The following is a 15948-nucleotide window of genomic DNA, read 5'->3' as shown; positions in this document are numbered from 1 at the left end:
CCCGGCCGCCGCGCCCACGGGCCGCCGCGCCCGCCGCGCCGTCGCGGAGGCGACGCCGGAGGGCCGCGTCCCCGTCCAGACCACCACCGAACCCCCCGTCCCCCGCCCGGCCTTCGCCCTCCCCCCGGCCGACGCCGACCGCAAGCCCCCGACCCCGGAGGACGTCCCTGCGGGCTTCGCCCGCGGCGACGCCGACGCCCCGGACGTCCCGGGCGCCCGCCGCCACGGGGGCCCCGGCGCTCCCGGCGCCGTCGACCCGCAGGCCGTGCCCGGGTTCCCCGGCGGCCTGGTCGGCGGCGCACCGGAGAGCGCCCGACGGGGCGCCGCGCAGCCGGACGGCCAGGCCGGCGCGCCCGCCGGCGCACAGGCCGTGGCCGGGTTCCCCGCAGGCCCCGGCACCCCCGGCTACCCGAACGTCCAGGGCGACACGCCCGACAGCCCCGCACACCACAGCGGCCCGGAGGCAACGGACACGCCCCCCGCACCCGGCTTCGCCAACGGGCAGACCGGCTCGCCGAACGACGCCGGACGCCCCGGCCCGCACGGCATGCCCGGGTACCCCGACGTCCAGGGCGACACGCCCGACAGCCCCGCACACCACAGCGGCCCAGAGGCAACGGGCACACCCGCCGCACCCGGCTTCGCCAAGGGGCACAACGGCTCGCCGAACGACGCCGGACGCCCCGGCATCCCCGGCCCGCACGGCATGCCCGGCTTCCCCGGCGGCCAGAGCGGCACGCCGAACGACCCCGCAGGTCACAGCGGCCCCGGAGCGGCGAGCCCACAGTTCCCCGACGGCGGCGCCGGCAGCCACGGCGTGCAGGCCGCGCCCGGCTACGTCCAGGGCGACGCCCCCGGCCTCACCGACGCCCAGGGCGGCACGCCCGACAGCGCCCGCCAGGGCGACGCGCGGCCCGGCACGCCCGGCGCCCCCCACGCGCAGGCCATGCCTGGTTTCCCCGACGGTCAGGGCGGCGCGCCCAACGACGCAGCACGGCACGGCGCACCCGGCGCCCCCGCCGCACCCGGCCCGCAGGCCGGCCCCGGCATCCCCGGCGGCCAGGGCGGCACGCCCAGCGACGCCACGCGGCACGGCGCCCCCGGCCCGCACGGCGGTGCGCCCGGCCCGCTCGGCACCCCCGGTGCGCAGGCCATCCCTGGTTACCCCGGCGGCCAGAGCAGCGCGCCCAACGCCACGCCGCACGGCGCCCCCGGCCCGCACGGCAGCACGCCCGCCGTACCCGGCCCGCAGGCCGTGCCTGGTTACCCGGACGGCCAGGGCGGCGCCCCCGGCGCCCCCCACGCGCAGGCCGGCCCCGGCATCCCCGGCATTCCCGGCGGCCAGGGCGGCACGCCCGTCGGCGCCGCACGGCACGGTGGTCCCGAGTCCGCCGGCCGGCAGGCCGGGCCGGGCTACCCCGAGGGCCGAGTCGGCGCCCCCGCCGCACCCGGCCCGTACGGACACGACGCCCCGCCCGGTCAGCCGACGGGTGCGCCCGGCGGTGCCCGGCAGGACGGCGGCGTGGCCAACGGCGTGCCCGGGGCCCCCGGCCGCGAGGCCGTACCCGGCGGCGCCCCCGGCCCCGACGGGCCGAACGGCGGCCCTCGTACCGGCCAGGCGGGCGAGCCGGTTCCCGGTAATGGCGGCGCCCCCGCCGGACCCGGCGAGGACCCGGCCGGCCAGGGCGTCGCACCCGGCGGCGCGCAAGGCGACAGCGGCCCGTTCGCCCTCGCGGGCGCGCCCGCGCCGCGCCCCGCGCAGGGCGGCGAGGCCCCGGCGGGGCCGTACGCCTTCGACGCCGCCGCCGAGGCCCCCGCGCCCACCGGGCGCCGCCGGGCGCGACGGGCGCTCGCGGAGGAGCACGGCGCGGCCGGGCGCGAGCCGGGCGGGGCGCGGCCGATCAGCGTGCGGACGCTGGGGCAGGGCCCGGGCGCGGGGGACACCCCGGCCGCCGGGACGCCCTCCGCCGGTTCCGGCCGTCGCCGCAAGCTGGCGAACCCCGCCGAGGGCGAGCGGGAGGCCCAGGCACAGGCCCAGACGCAAGCCCCCGCACCCGCCCCCGCCCCCAAGGGCGCGGCCCGTCCGCAGTCGCTCGGGCTGCCGGAAGGGCGCGCGTTCGCCATAGGGGCGCCGGACGAGGGCGCCGAGGGGCCCGAGCCGCTCGACGGTCCCAACGGCGCGGTCGAGGTCGTCGAGGTCGTGGAGACCGTGCGGCCGCCGATGGACGACGAGCTGCCGCCGGAGCCGCTGGACAATCCGCGCCGGCTGCTGGTGTGGCCCGCCCCGGACGAGTCCACGGAGGCGGCGCTGACCGAGCGCGGCTACCGCCCGGTGATCGTCCACTCGCGCGAGGAGGTGGACGCGCAGATAAGCGCGTACCCGGCGGCGCTGTTCGTGGACCCGCTGACGGGCCCGATCACCCGTACCGCGCTGCAGTCGCTGCGCGAGGCGGCGGTCGCGGCCGAGGTGCCGGTGCTGGTCACGGCCGGACTGGGGCACGCGACGCGGGAGGCCGCCTACGGGGCCGACCCGGCCGTGCTGCTCAAGGCGCTCGCACCGCGTGACAGCGAGATGCACCCGCCGCGCGTGCTGCTGATCGAGGAGCACGAGCCCATCGCGAACGCGCTGACCGCGACGCTGGAGCGGCGCGGCATGCACGTGGTGTGCGGGGCGACGGACTCGGAGGCGGTGACGCTCGCCGCGCAGACCCGGCCGAACCTGGTCGTGATGGACCTGATGCAGGTCCGGCGCCGCCGCGCCGGCATCGTCGACTGGCTGCGCGGCAACGGCGCGCTCAACCGCACGCCGCTGGTCGTCTACACCTCGGCGGACATCGACCCGGCGCAGCTGCCGCGCCTCGCCTCCGGCGAGACGGTCCTCTTCCTCGCCGAGCGCTCGACGAGCGCGGAGGTACAGGGCCGGATCGTGGACCTGCTGGCGAAGATCGGGACGAACTAGCCGGACGGACCAACCGGGCGCCCCAAAGGGGCGCGGGACAGTGTCGACATGCGGCTACCGCCGCGTGGGCGCGACCGGCCACGGACGGCCCGCAGTCGACATGACCGCGCCCGGCGAAGCGCTCAGCCGACGGGCGGGGCCTCCCGGCCGGTGCCGTCCCGGCCGATGAGGCGGCGCGCGGCCGTGCGGACGGACGCGCGCAGCCGCTCCAGGTCGTCGTCCGTGTCGCCGATGAGGATGCGCCGCATCTGCGGCTGCACGGTCGGCCACGAGACGAGCGCGATCAGCATGAAGAACAGGTCGGCCGCGGGGATCGTCGCGTCGATCTCGCCCCTGGCCTGGGCCTCCACGAAGGCGGCGGCCTTGCGGTTGTAGTGGTCGGCGCGTTCCTTCTCGTGCGGGATGCCGCCGGCGCCGTACTCCAGGCCCTCCCAGAAGACGAGCCGGACCAGCTCGGGGTGGGCGGCGTGGTACGCCATCTGACGGTCGATCCAGCCGTCGAGGTCCTCGGTGTCGACGGGGTTGGCGGCGGCGAGCTCGATCAGCCGCCGCTCCAGCACCTGGGAGAAGAGCTCGGCCTTGTTGCCGAAGTAGGCGTAGATCAGCTGCTTGTTCGCCCGCGCCTCGCGGGCGATGCGGTCGATGCGGGCACCGGCGATGCCGTACGCGGCGAACTCGGCGGTGGCCGCCTCGAAGATACGGGCCTTGGTGGCCTCGGGATCCCTGACTCCTGCCATGGGGAACAGGGTAACCAACTATTTGGTTGACAGCCTCCGGGGGCGCTTGAGACAGTGCGTCCCGCACCTCAACCAACCAGTTGGTTACCAGCACCCGGGGGAGCAACCGCACCGATGACCACCCAGTCGCAGTCACCGACGACCACCGACACCCCGCCCCGAATACACCCGTCCGCCGCCGAGCGCGGAGCGTCCGGCGGCGGTCCGCTGCTCGCCGTCATCGCGCTCTGCACGGCGGTCACGGCGGCGAACATCTACCTCGCCGCCCCGCTCCTCGGCCTCATCGCCCGGGACTTCGGCGCCTCCCCCTCCGGGGCCGGCTGGATCGCCTCCGTGGCCCAGCTCGGCTACGCCGTCGGCCTGCTGTTCTTCGCCCCGCTCGGCGACACGGCCGACCGGCGCCGGCTCGTCGGCGTCCTGTCGGCCGTGGCCGGCGTCGCGCTGATCGCCGCCGGGCTGGCCCCGGGGCTGCCGGCGCTGGCCGCGGCCGTCCTGGTGGCCTGCGCCGCCACGGTCGTACCGCAGCTGCTCGTCCCGCTCGTCGCCGAGCGCGCGCCCGCCGAGCGGCGCGCGCGGCACGTGGCGACGGTCGTGGCCGGGCTGTTCACCGGCATCGTCGCGGCACGGGTGCTCGGCGGGCTCGCCGGGCAGGCGTTCGGCTGGCGCGCGGTGTTCTTCGGCGCGGCGGGGCTGACCGTGCTCGTCGGCCTGCTGACCGCCGTCCTGCTCCCCGTCGAGACCCGGCCGCGCACGGCGGCCAACCCCTTCAAGGCCATCGCCGGGCTGCCGGGCCTGTTCGCCTCCTCCGCCGGGCTGCGGGCCGCGTGCCTGCGCCAGGGCGGCCTGTTCGGCGCGTGGAGCGCGCTGTGGACGACGCTGACGCTGCTGCTCACCGACGCGGACGGCCCCTACGGCCTCTCCCTGGGCGCGGCCGGGCTGTTCGGCCTCTTCGGGCTCGTCTCCACCGTCGCCGGCCCGGTCTCCGGCTCCCTCGTCGACCGCTTCGGCGCCCCGCGCGTCGTCACGTTCGCCTACGCGCTGACGGCCGTCTCCGTGCCGCTCTTCCTGCTCGGCGGGCACGCCCTGTGGGCGCTGTGCGCGGGCGCGGTCCTCATCCACGCGGGTCTCATGGCGGGCCAGGTCGCCAACCAGACCCGCGCCCTGGGCGCGACGTCCACGCCGGCCGCCGCCAACACCACCTACGTCGTCGCCGCCTTCATCGGCGGCGCCACCGCCTCCGCCCTCGCGGGCCCGGCCCACGACCACTGGGGCTGGCCGGGCGTCTGCGCCATCGCGGCCGCGTGGGTCGCGGCGGGCTGGGTCGGCGGAGCGCTGGTCGCGCGGAAGAAGTAAGAGGGCCGTCCACGGCGCCACTCCGCCCAATGTGGCGGACTCGTTTCCTCCGAGTAGTGACTTACCGGCGGATACGCCAGCAGAATCGCCGGGAACGACCCTCGCGTAACGACGCGCGCGCAGAATGGGGAGGCTCCCGGTGCAGAGCACGATGCAGGACGTACCGCTGACCGTTACTCGGATCCTGGCCCACGGGGCGAGGATCCACGGCAGCGCCCGCGTCACGACGTGGACGGGAGAAGGCGAGCCCGAGCGGCGCACCTTCGCCGAGATCGGGACGCGCGCCACCCGGCTCGCGCACGCGCTGCGCGCGCTCGGCGTCGCCGAGGGGGAGCCCGTCGGGACGCTGATGTGGAACAACGGCGACCACGTCGAGGCGTACCTCGCGATCCCCTCCATGGGCGCCGTGCTCCACACCCTCAACCTGCGGCTTCCCCCCGAGCAGCTCGTCTGGATCGTGCGGCACGCCGCCGACCGCGTCGTGATCGTCAACGGCTCCCTGCTGCCGCTGCTCGCGCCCCTCCTCCCGCACCTCGACAGCGTCGAGCACGTGATCGTCTCCGGCCCCGGCGACCGCTCCGTCCTGGAGGGCGTGAAGCCCCGCGTCCACCTCTACGAGGAGCTGATCGCCGGGCAGCCCGGCGACCACTACCCCTGGCCCGAGATCGACGAGCGGCAGGCCGCCGCCCTCTGCTACACCTCCGGCACCACCGGCGAGCCCAAGGGCGTGGTGTACAGCCACCGTTCGGTCTACCTCCACGCCATGGAGGTCAACGCCGCCGCCTCCTTCGGGCTGACCCCGGCCGAGACCTGCCTCCCCGTCGTCCCGATGTTCCACGTCAACGCCTGGGGCCTGCCGCACGCCGCGTTCATGGCCGGCACCTCGCTGCTGATGCCCGACCGCTTCCTCCAGCCCGCGCCGCTCGCCGAGATGATCGAGAAGGAGCGCCCGACCGTGTCGGCCGGCGTCCCGACGATCTGGCAGGGCCTGCTGGGCGAACTCGACGCCCGCCCCCGCGACATGTCCTCCCTGCGCACCGTGATCAGCGGCGGCAGCGCCTGCCCGCCCGCGCTGATGAAGGCGTTCGAGGAGCGCCACGGCCTGACGCTCGTCCAGGCGTGGGGCATGACGGAGACGTCGCCGCTGGGCTCCGTCGCCTTCCCGCCCGCCGGGCTGGACGCCGAGGAGGCGTGGCCGTACCGCGTCACCCAGGGCCGGATGCCCGCGTCGGTCGAGGCCCGGCTGATCGGCCCCGGCGGCCAGGAGCTGCCGTGGGACGGCGAGTCGGCCGGTGAGCTGGAGGTGCGCGGCCCGTGGATCGCGGGCGCCTACCACGGCGGCGCGGACGGCGAACCGTACCGTCCCGAGGACAAGTTCAGCCCCGACGGCTGGCTGCGCACGGGCGACGTCGGCACGATCACCCCGGACGGCTTCCTCAACCTCACCGACCGGGCCAAGGACGTGATCAAGTCGGGCGGCGAGTGGATCTCCTCGGTCGAGCTGGAGAACCACCTGATGGCCCATCCCGAGATCGCGGAGGCGGCCGTCGTGGCCGTCCCCGACGAGAAGTGGGGCGAGCGGCCGCTGGCAGCCGTCGTCCTGCGGGACGGCGCGGCCGTCGACTACGAGGGGCTGCGCGCCTTCCTCGGCGAGCGCGTCGCCCGCTGGCAGCTGCCCGAGCGCTGGGCGCTGCTCCAGTCGGTGCCGAAGACGTCGGTGGGGAAGTTCGACAAGAAGGTGCTGCGCAAGCAGTACGCGGACGGCGAGCTGATCGTCACGACGCTCGGCTGACGCGACGCCGCCGCCCGGCGCCCCCGGCGCGTTTGTGTCCGGGGGCACCGGTTTGCGGCGCGGCTAGCATGGCGGAATGAGCGACTCCACGTCCGATGACTACAACCCGAACCCGTCAGCGACCTCGCGGTCCGGGAAACCCGTATCGCTGAGCACGCTCGGGCGCGCGGCCCGGTGGGAGACGATCGCCATTCTCGTCGTGCTGTTCGTCGCCGCCCTCGTCTTCGCCTAGGCCCCCGCCCTCGCGCAGCTCGAACCAGACGCTCTTGCCGATCACGTTCAGGGCGTCCCAGACGAGGGAAACGCCGGAGGCGTGGGAGAGGGCTTCCACGAGCATGAGCCCCCGGCCATGCTCGTCGTCGGCGTCGGCGGCCTGCCGCCGGTAGGGCCGCCGCGCGGCGTTGGCGTCGCACACGGCGATGACGACGTGCCGGTCGTAGGCGGTCACGTCCACGGAGAGGCCGTTCACGCGGGCGTGCTGGACGACGTTCGTCACGACGTCGGAGACGCAGACGAGGGCACTCTCGATGAGGTCGGGGTGACGGGTCGCTTCGAGCGCGCCGGTCACGAACTTCCGGGCCAGTCTGGGGGTGGTGGCGTCCGCCGGGGCGGACAGGTGGTAGGTGGCGGTGCGGAGTTGGCTGTCTAGCGTTGCCGATGTCATGGCTTGGTCTCCCAACGCGGTCGTCGTTGACCTGCACGCGGTCGCCGTCCGTGGCCCGGCCGTCGAGCTCGCCCCAACTGGCGGCCCGCCGACTGCACTTCGGATCTTCCCGGCCTGGCGCGCGACGCGTCGGACACTACGGGGGCATACATACCCCGGGAGAAGGTTCCCTCGAAGGTTCACGCGATCGAGTGGACCCGTCGGACACCTGCACGGCAGGCTCCGAGTCGCATGAGGATGGTGGAATGCCACCGAGGGACAGACCAACGGTTCGACAGGCCCGCCTGGGCGCCGAACTGCGGAAGCTTCGCGAAGCCGCACGCAAGACCGCCCGTGAGGCCGCCGAGTCGGTCGGGACGGATCAGGCCAAGATCAGCATGATCGAGGCCGGGCGGCGAGGCGTCAGCGAGGAACGGATCCGCCGGCTCGCGGCCTTCTACTCATGCGATGACAGCGCCCTCATCGACGCCTTGTGCGTGATCAGCCGTGAGCATCGCGGTCAGGGGTGGTGGGACGCGTACCGCGACATCCTTCCTCCCGGTTTCCTGGACATCGCGGAGCTGGAGCACCATGCGGCGTACATCCGCTGTCTGCAGCCTGTGAACTTTCCCGGTGTCCTCCAGACCGAGGACTACGCACGTGCCTTGTTCGCCGGCGTGCTCCCCAAGCTGCCGGACGGCGAGGTGGAAGCGCGCGTGGAGCAGCGTCTGAAACGGCGAGCCATCTTTGAGCGCGAGAACCCACCACGGTTCGAAGCCTTTGTCCATGAAGCCGCCTTGCGGATGCGCGTCGGCGGCCGGAAAGTGGCACGTGAACAGCTTGGCCACCTCATGGAGATGTCCGAGCGGCCGTACGCCAGCCTGCGGGTCATTCCCTTCGCACATGAGGACTTCATTGAAGTCACCCAGACCGTGCTGTATGCAGGTGGTGTCGTCCCGCAGTTGGACACCGTGCAGCTCGATACGCCCTTCGGGGGCCGCTACCTGGACGCGGTCGCGGACCGCGAGAAGTACCGGATGCTCCTCGACGCCGCGAAGCAAGCGTCACTCGGTCCGGCCGATTCCCGCACGTTCATCGGCAAGATCGCGCAGGAACTGTGAGAGAAGCGATCATGAGATCTGACATCGCATGGCAGAAGTCCTCCTACTCGGGCGGAGGCGGCGAACAGTGCGTCGAGATATCCGCCCACCCCCACACGATCGCCATCCGCGAAAGCGACACCCCGACCGTGGTCGTCACCACAACCCCACCCCGCTTCCGCGCGCTGATCGCCAGCGTGCGCGGACGCGCGTAGAACGCGGCGACTACGCCGCGTGCGCGAGCTCCGGATCCTCCCGCAGCTTCCCGAGCGCACGCGACACCGCGCTCTTGACCGTGCCGACGGACACCCCTAGCAGCTCGGCGGTCTGCACCTCGGTCATGTCCTCGTAATACCTGAGGACGACCATGGCCCGCTGGCGGTCGGGCAGCCGGTGCACCGCGCGCCACATCGCGTCGCGCAGGGCCTGCTGCTCGGCGGGGTCGGCGACGGGCGCCGACTCGCGCTCGGGGAGCTCCTCGCAGGGGAACTCGTCGACCCTGCGCTTGCGCCACTGGGAGGTGCGGGTGTTCACCAGCGCCCGCCGGACGTAGCCGTCGAGGGCCCGGTGGTCCTCGATGCGGTCCCAGGCCAGGTAGGTCTTGGTGAGGGCCGTCTGAAGCAGATCCTCGGCGTCGCACGGGTTCGAGGTCAGCGAGCGGGCGGTGCGCTGGAGCACCTGCCCGCGGGCCCGTACGTACGAAGAGAACGACGGGTACACGGCGGCGGTGGAAGCGCTGGTGCACACAGACGTCGAGGTCACTGTCATGCCCTCAACGCTAGGAGCGGGGACACCACCGGCGGATCGGCCGGAGGTGCCGAAGGCCGCTCCCCCTCAGGTCGTATGCGTGGGGTTGTCCCCACCTCCTGGAGGGGGAGAGACGGAATGCCTTAGTAGTCCTCGGCGGACGATCAGTGGATGATCGCCACGGGGGCGTCGATGGCGTTGCGGTCGATGGTCAGTTTCCGGCCACCGTGCGTTTCCGTGACATTACCGGCGTACTGGTGGATCCGCCGGTGCGGCTGCCAGGAGGCCGCCGACAGCACGCGCTCGCTGTCCGTCGAGGCCGGAACCTTCCAGCGGGCGAACCACACCACCTCCGGCAGGTCGCTCAGCCCGTCCCGCCGGGCCAGCTCCATGTGGCGCACCCCGGACTCGGCGCTGCTGTAGAAACCGGGGATGTAGCCGTGGCGGGCGACCGTGCCGCTCCACGAGCGGACGAAGTCGAGAGTGGTGCCGCCGCACTCCTCGTCCCCGTAGTCGTACGCCTCCATGTCCAGGTACAGCGGGCTGCCGACCGCGATGCCCAGGTCGTCGGCGCTGCGCACGGCGTCCAGGCCCTCCTCCTCGCCCTGGTCCCAGGGGTAGTAGCCGATGGGGTTGCCCCGCTTGGAGGCCGCGCGCACGCAGGGCGACTGCGAGCCGACGTACACGGGCAGCACCCGCCAGCCCAGGTCGCGGGCGCCGGTGAGCCAGCGGTGGCTGAGGTAGCGCTGGTGGGGGCAGGCGCGGCCGCGACCGGCGTAGTAGACGCCGACGGCCCCGTACGACGTGGCCGCCCCCCAAGCGTTGAGGGTGGTCAGCGGGGGTGCCTGGCAGCTGTCGAAGCCCCGGCCCCGGTAGACGGAGGGCCGTTCGCCCGGGGCGGCCGTGACCGGCACGGCCTGGGCGGCCACCTGGGCCAGCGCCGCCATCAGGGCGACGAGATATCCGATGATCTTTCTCGGTCGTGGCATAACCGCGAGTCAAGGGGCCCGGACGCGACGCCCCGGCGGTGACACGCCCTCGGTTCATCCGTCTGCCGCAAGAATGAGCCCCGACGTGGGAACACCGCTTCCGGCGGTGACGAGCACCCGTCCGGCACCGGGCACCTGGTTCACGGACGTGCCGCGCACCTGGCGCACGCCCTCGGCGATCCCGTTCATCCCGTGGAGATACGCCTCGCCCAACTGGCCCCCGTGGGTGTTGATCGGCAACGTTCCGGAGGCGACGAGACCGCCCCCTTCGCCGGGCCCGCAGAAGCCGAACTCCTCCAGCTGCATGAGGACGTAGGGCGTGAAGTGGTCGTAGAGGACGGCCACGTCGACGTCCGCCGGGCGCAGCCCGCTGTCCCGCCACAGCCGGCGCGCCACCACGCCCGTCTCGGGCAGCCCGCCGAGATCGCCCTCGTAGAAGCCCGTCATCTGCTCCTGGCCGCGCGCCGCGCCCTGCGCGGCGGCGGCGATGACGACGGGCGGCCGGCGGAGCGTACGGGCCCTCGCCAGGGAGGTCACGACGAGCGCCTGGCCGCCGTCGGTCTCCTGGCAGCAGTCCAGCAGCCGCAGCGGCTCGGCGATCCAGCGCGAGGCGGCGTGCTCGGCGAGCGTGAGGGGACGGCCGTGGAAGTACGCGGCGGGGTTGCGGGCCGCGTAACGCCGGTCGGTGACGGCGACATGGCCGAAAACCTCTGTCGTCAGGCCGTACATATGGAGATATCGACGGGCGTGCATCGCCGCCCAGGAGGCGGGCGTGAGCAGCCCGAAGGGCAGGCCCCAGCCCAGCGCCACGCCCTCGGCGGAGGGCTCCCGCCCCCGCACCCCGGCACCGAAGCGCCGCCCGGAGCGCTCGTTGAAGGCCCGGTAGCAGACGACGACGTCGGCGACCCCCGCCGTCACCGCGAGCGCCGCCTGCTGGACGGTGGCGCAGGCCGCGCCGCCGCCGTAGTGGACGCGGGAGAAGAAGGCCAGCTCACCGATGCCGGTGGCGCGGGCGACCGCGATCTCGGGGCTGGTGTCCATGGTGAAGGTCACCAGGCCGTCGACGTCGCCGGGCGCGAGGCCCGCGTCCGCGAGGGCGGCGCGCACGGCCTCGGCGGCCAGGGCGAGTTCGCTGCGGCCGGAGTCCTTGGTGAAGGCGGTGGCCCCGATGCCGGCGATCGCGGCGGCGGTCATGAACCGGCCTCCTTGGACGGTACGGGCGGCACGTTCACGAATGCCGTACCGGTGACGTGACGGCCGAGGCTGTTGGTACCCATGAGGGCGATTTCGACTTCGACTTCTCCGGCTTCTCCGGCTTCGACAGCGCGTTCGTCTTCACTTACGGAAGTGATCGATCCGGTCAGATGGAGGGTGTCCCCGGGGTAGTTGGGCACCCCGAGCCGGATGGACAGCTTCCGGAGCCGGGCGCCGGGGCCGAGCCGCTCGGTGAGGAAGCGGCTGACGAGGCCCTGGGTGGTGAGGATGTTCATGAAGACGTCCGGCGCGCCCTTGGCGCGGGCCGCCTCGGGGTCGTGGTGCACGTCCACGAAATCCCTGGTGGCGAGGGCCCCGGCGACGATCAGGGTGCGGGTGACGGGGACGCTGAGGACGGGGAGTTCGTCGCCGGGCTTCACAGGCCCTCCTCGTACGCCCGGAAGACGGGCAGCTCCTGATCGCCGGCCCGGACGAACTCCAGCGCCACCGGCATCCCGATCCGGATCCGCCCCGGTTCGACGCCCACGAGGTTGCTGATCATCCTTACGCCTTCGGCGAGTTCGATCAGACCGACGGCGTACGGGGACGCGAAGCCCGGCACGGGTGGGTGATGCATGACGACGTACGAGAAGACGACGCCCTCCCCCGAGACCTCGACGGCTTCCCACAGCGGGGATCCGCACTCGCCACACCCCGGCAGCCAGGGAAAACGCTGTCTTCCGCAGGCTGTGCAGCGCTGGATGAGCAATCGGTGCCCGGCGACGCCCTCCCAGAATCCGGCGTTGTCGCGGTTGATCACGGGGCGGGGGCGATCGGCGGGGGAGGCGGCCCTGGTGGGAGCCGGCGCGTAGCGCAGCACCCGGAAGCGGTGGATTCCGGCGAGCTCGCCGTTGGCGCGGATCTCGGTGCGCGTGGTGATGAAGTGGCCGGTGCCGAGGGCTGTGGTCTTGCGGGGTGAGACCGACTCGATCACCGCGTCGAAGGTGATCTCGTCGCCGGTCCGCAGTGGCCGTAGATACTCCTGCTCGCAGTCGGTCGCGACGACGGCGGTGCAGCCGGCGCGGTCGAGGAGGGCGACGAGCTCCTCGTACGCCGCGGTACGGCCGACGGCACCGGAGAGCCCGCTCATGATCCACACCTGGAGCATGGCGGGCGGCGCCTCCGCGACACCGGGGCTGATGCCGGGGCCGGCGGGGTCCGGGCCCGGGACGCCCATGGCCTCGCACCAGTGCCTGATCATCGCGGCGTCGACGGGGTCCCGGCCCCGCCCTCCCAGGACGGCGGGACGCCCCTCGTACGCCGTGAGCTGCGCGGACAGGTCGGCCACGGTCATAGCTTCTGACTGTCCGTCAGCTATCCGTCAGTGTCAAGGCATACGGAAACGCCGCGCGGCGGCACCGGAGTGCCGCCGCGCGGTGTCGTACCGACCCAGTCCACTTTCCCGTCACATCACCCGTGTCACCCGGGTGGCAGGCGCGCGCTCAGTGGCGCCACAGCTCCGTGAAGGTGATCCTCACGTTCTCCTGCTGGATGAAGTTGTGACCGTGCTGTCCGGGACTGAGGATGCTCGCGGTGTTGGTCTGATTCGTGGCCCCGTTTCCGGTGGCCTGCGCCAGGGTCGTGGTGCTGTTGCCGTGATTGCTTCCCCCGACGCCGCTCCCCACGATGCCCGCGGCGGCGACGTTGGAGCCCCGGTTGGCGAGCTGGCCGCCGTCGTCGGCCGTGGCCACGCCGGCGAAGAGGAAGGCCGCCATCGGCAGGGCCGTGAGGGCGGCGAAGATACGGGCGGCGGTGCGGGTGCTTGCCATGTCGATTCCTCCTGAAGGAACGGAACTACTCGATCTTGCCGGGAGGTTGGCCGACCGCCTCGGCGCTTGTTCGACGTCGCACCGCCAGAATTGCCCACCGAATCTCCACCGAACCCCCAGTCTGTCCGCATTCCCTCGCAAGCATGACGAGTCCGACTTAAACCCACATCATTGCGAAAAGCGTCGCATCCACGCCCTCTCGACCCCCTCAAGTCCCATGCGCCCCATGTGGCGAACCGTTTCGTCAAGCCACCGTGAATCTCCCCCGAATTGCCCATAAGTCGACACAGTGACAGGCGCCTTCACGCGGTGAAGCCCATCGGGTCTCCGCCGGAAACGGGGACGTCCTGCATGACGGCTCGGTCGGCGCCCTCGTGAATTCCCCTGCGGCGCAACGCACTCGTGGGACACGTGCCACACACAAGCCTCATGAAGCACATACAGCACATGAGACACGGTGCTCACATTTTCCCTCAACAGCCGCGGCAAGGGCGGGAGTCGCACGCGCCGAGCCCACCCCGTACCTCAACCCGTCCCACAGGAAGGTGCACGATGAACCTCATACTCCAGGCCCTGCCCGTCGCCGTCCCGACCGCCGGGTGGGCCGCCCACGCGCTCCTCCTCTCCCGCCGGCTCCGCACCGCGCGTACCGACCGGCTCACCGGCCTCATGCGCCGCGAGGAGTTCACCGCGCGCGCCACCCGGGCCTTCCGGCATCCGCACACGGCCGTGCTGCTGCTCGACCTCAACGGCTTCAAGAAGATCAACGACACCCATGGGCACGAGGCCGGGGACCAGGTCATCGCGGCCGTCGGACGGCGGCTCGCGCTCTGGTGCCGGGAGCGCGGCGGCTTCGCCGCGCGGCTGGGCGGCGACGAGTTCACCGCGCTGGTGCGCCTCGCGCCGGAGGCCGACGTGGACGCGGAGATGACCTGTCTCGCCGCCCGGCTCTCGGCCCCGCTCGACACGGGCCGGGTGACGCTGTCGCCGCGCGCCTCCATCGGACTGTGCCGCCCCGCCCATCGTCCCGGCGCCGGGCTCTCGGAACTGCTGCGCGCCGCCGACGAGGCCATGTACGCGGCGAAGCGGTGCGGCGACCACTGGCGCCCCGCCGGAGCCGCCCCCGGCCACCGTCCCGCCGCCGCCCACGGACGGCCGCTGCGGCCCGGCACCCACCTGACGCTGCTCACACCGGTCCGGCGAAAGGCGTCGTGACGGAAGGCGCCGCGACGGAAGGCGCCGCGGCCGAAACGGCGGCGGCACGCCAGTCAAGCCCGCCGGTCCGGACGCGCGATCTCCGGTATCCGGTCAGAGGTGTCCGCCGGACCGGCCGGTCCATTGACGTCCCCGTGCGCCACCCCCGAGGCTGGCGCCGCCCCCCAAGCCGTACACACCAGCCGTACGCACCCGTCGTACACCCAGGCCCGTACGCCCGTAGGAGGCTCCCATGGCCCGCAGCAGACTTCGTCTCGCCCTGACAGCGCTGGGCGCCGCGGCGGCGGTCGCGGCAGGCACCGCCGCGACTCCCGCCACGGCGGCGGAACCGCGCCCGCGCGTCCCGCGCTACGTCGCCCTCGGCGACTCCTTCACCTCCGGCCCGTCCATCCCCCGCCAGGTGAACGCCCGGTGCGGCCGCTCCGACGCCAACTACCCCTCGATCGTCCGCGAGGAGCTGGGCATCGCGGACCGTACGAGCTTCACGGACGCCAGTTGCGGCGGCGCCACGACCGACCACATGTGGAACCGGCAGGGCGCCACCGGCAACGACCCGCAGCTGGACGCCATCGGCCGGGACACCTCCCTGGTCACCCTCGGCATCGGCGGCAACGACATCGGATTCGGCGACATCATCGGCCGCTGCATCCACCCGCTGGGGCCCGTGGAGAGCATCCCGCGCGACAACCCCTGCCAGCGCTACTTCACGCGGAACGGCGTCGACGAGCTCGACAAGCGCATCAACGAGACGGCGCCGAAGGTCGCCGCCGTCCTCAAGGCCGTCCACGAACGCGCGCCGCACGCGCGCGTGGCCGTCGTCGGCTACCCGGCGCTGCTCGGCGACGACATCGAGGGCTGCCGGAAGTCGGTGCGCATCGCCGACGGCGACGTCCCCTATCTGCGCGGCACGCTGCGCCGGCTCAACGCCATGCTCCGCAAGCAGGCCACCGACCGGGGCGACCTCTACGTCAACACCAACGCCACGACCGTCGACCACGACGCGTGCCAACCGTTCGAGGAGCGTTTCGTCGAGGGCCTCTACCCCCGCCCGAGCCGCCCCGCCGTGGCCTTCCACCCGAACGCGGGCGGCGAGCGGGCGATGGCGGAGGCGGTCGTCGACACGATCATCTTCGGCCCGGGCGCCCGCTGACCGGCGTCAGCTGGAAAGCGTCAGCTGAAAGGCATCAGCTGGGAGGCATCAGCTGGAAGGCGTCGGCCCCTCGATCTGCTCGCTGATCCACTGGAGCGGGCCGTCGCCCAGGTTCGGGGCGTACGTGGCCCCGTCGTGCCGACCACCCTCGATCACCTTGAGGTTGGTGTGGACGGGGCCCTTGCCGTAGGTCTCGATGAACTTCCGGACGTCGGGCAGCGTGTGCTTGTTGCTCTCCCG

The 15948-nt window shown here is 73.4% G+C and carries 15 protein-coding genes and 1 pseudogene; 7 read left to right on the top strand and 9 right to left on the bottom strand.

Translation table 11 applies throughout. The features are described 5' to 3' along the window. On the top strand, window positions 1–2959 hold a 2959-nt coding region (locus ACX9I7_RS31555), incomplete at its 5' end, for a response regulator (protein ID WP_459389257.1). Between the two features lie 122 nt (window positions 2960–3081). On the opposite strand, the gene ACX9I7_RS31550 is transcribed toward ACX9I7_RS31555, so the two are convergent. Beyond that, window positions 3082–3696, bottom strand: coding sequence for a TetR family transcriptional regulator (locus ACX9I7_RS31550; protein ID WP_387573217.1), 615 nt, complete (start codon window positions 3694–3696; stop codon window positions 3082–3084). Window positions 3697–3810: 114 nt separating this feature from the next. Between ACX9I7_RS31550 and ACX9I7_RS31545 the strand changes: the two genes are divergently transcribed. Beyond that, on the top strand, window positions 3811–5049 hold the full coding sequence (locus ACX9I7_RS31545) for an MFS transporter (protein ID WP_387573214.1): 1239 nt from the start codon (window positions 3811–3813) through the stop codon (window positions 5047–5049). Between the two features lie 139 nt (window positions 5050–5188). Next, a complete protein-coding gene (locus tag ACX9I7_RS31540) occupies window positions 5189–6841 on the top strand; it encodes a long-chain fatty acid--CoA ligase (protein ID WP_126915137.1) in 1653 nt (550 codons plus the stop codon). A gap of 115 nt (window positions 6842–6956) precedes the next feature. Here ACX9I7_RS31540 and ACX9I7_RS31535 read toward each other — a convergent pair whose 3' ends face one another. Continuing rightward, window positions 6957–7505, bottom strand: coding sequence for an ATP-binding protein (locus ACX9I7_RS31535; protein WP_358215923.1), 549 nt, complete (start codon window positions 7503–7505; stop codon window positions 6957–6959). A 245-nt stretch (window positions 7506–7750) separates the two neighbouring features. Here ACX9I7_RS31535 and ACX9I7_RS31530 point away from each other — a divergent pair, with 245 nt between their 5' ends. After that, window positions 7751–8605: a helix-turn-helix domain-containing protein gene (locus tag ACX9I7_RS31530; protein ID WP_126915135.1), complete on the top strand. Its 855-nt coding sequence runs from the start codon at window positions 7751–7753 to the stop codon at window positions 8603–8605. A gap of 11 nt (window positions 8606–8616) precedes the next feature. Continuing rightward, complete coding sequence (locus ACX9I7_RS31525) at window positions 8617–8799, top strand: DUF397 domain-containing protein (protein ID WP_387573211.1); 183 nt, start codon at window positions 8617–8619, stop codon at window positions 8797–8799. A 10-nt stretch (window positions 8800–8809) separates the two neighbouring features. Here the strand turns inward: ACX9I7_RS31525 and ACX9I7_RS31520 are convergent, their stop codons facing one another. From ACX9I7_RS31520 to ACX9I7_RS31495, 6 genes are all read right to left on the bottom strand, one after another. Continuing rightward, complete coding sequence (locus ACX9I7_RS31520; protein ID WP_126915133.1) at window positions 8810–9352, bottom strand: SigE family RNA polymerase sigma factor; 543 nt, start codon at window positions 9350–9352, stop codon at window positions 8810–8812. 143 nt (window positions 9353–9495) lie between these two features. Next, complete coding sequence (locus ACX9I7_RS31515; protein ID WP_358634240.1) at window positions 9496–10320, bottom strand: DUF1906 domain-containing protein; 825 nt, start codon at window positions 10318–10320, stop codon at window positions 9496–9498. A gap of 54 nt (window positions 10321–10374) precedes the next feature. Continuing rightward, complete coding sequence (locus ACX9I7_RS31510; protein ID WP_387573208.1) at window positions 10375–11514, bottom strand: lipid-transfer protein; 1140 nt, start codon at window positions 11512–11514, stop codon at window positions 10375–10377. Then, window positions 11511–11954, bottom strand: coding sequence for a MaoC/PaaZ C-terminal domain-containing protein (locus ACX9I7_RS31505; RefSeq protein WP_387573205.1), 444 nt, complete (start codon window positions 11952–11954; stop codon window positions 11511–11513). The genes ACX9I7_RS31510 and ACX9I7_RS31505 overlap by 4 nt, the downstream gene beginning before the upstream one ends. Then, on the bottom strand, window positions 11951–12868 hold the full coding sequence (locus ACX9I7_RS31500) for a bifunctional MaoC family dehydratase N-terminal/OB-fold nucleic acid binding domain-containing protein (RefSeq protein ID WP_459389256.1): 918 nt from the start codon (window positions 12866–12868) through the stop codon (window positions 11951–11953). Before ACX9I7_RS31500 ends, ACX9I7_RS31505 begins: the two co-directional genes overlap by 4 nt. Before the next feature lie 148 nt (window positions 12869–13016). Then, a complete protein-coding gene (locus tag ACX9I7_RS31495) occupies window positions 13017–13343 on the bottom strand; it encodes a hypothetical protein (protein ID WP_126915128.1) in 327 nt (108 codons plus the stop codon). Window positions 13344–13895: 552 nt separating this feature from the next. On the opposite strand from ACX9I7_RS31495, the gene ACX9I7_RS31490 reads away from it, so the two are divergent. Both ACX9I7_RS31490 and ACX9I7_RS31485 read left to right on the top strand, forming a co-directional pair. Next, complete coding sequence (locus tag ACX9I7_RS31490) at window positions 13896–14558, top strand: GGDEF domain-containing protein (RefSeq protein ID WP_459389255.1); 663 nt, start codon at window positions 13896–13898, stop codon at window positions 14556–14558. 232 nt (window positions 14559–14790) lie between these two features. Continuing rightward, a complete protein-coding gene (locus tag ACX9I7_RS31485; RefSeq protein ID WP_459389254.1) occupies window positions 14791–15708 on the top strand; it encodes an SGNH/GDSL hydrolase family protein in 918 nt (305 codons plus the stop codon). Between the two features lie 48 nt (window positions 15709–15756). Here the strand turns inward: ACX9I7_RS31485 and ACX9I7_RS31480 are convergent. Continuing rightward, a pseudogene (locus tag ACX9I7_RS31480) lies at window positions 15757–15948 on the bottom strand (hypothetical protein); the annotation flags it as partial.

The organism is Streptomyces sp. L500, from assembly GCF_054551825.1.
This window is presented reverse-complemented; position numbering and strand designations above follow the sequence as displayed.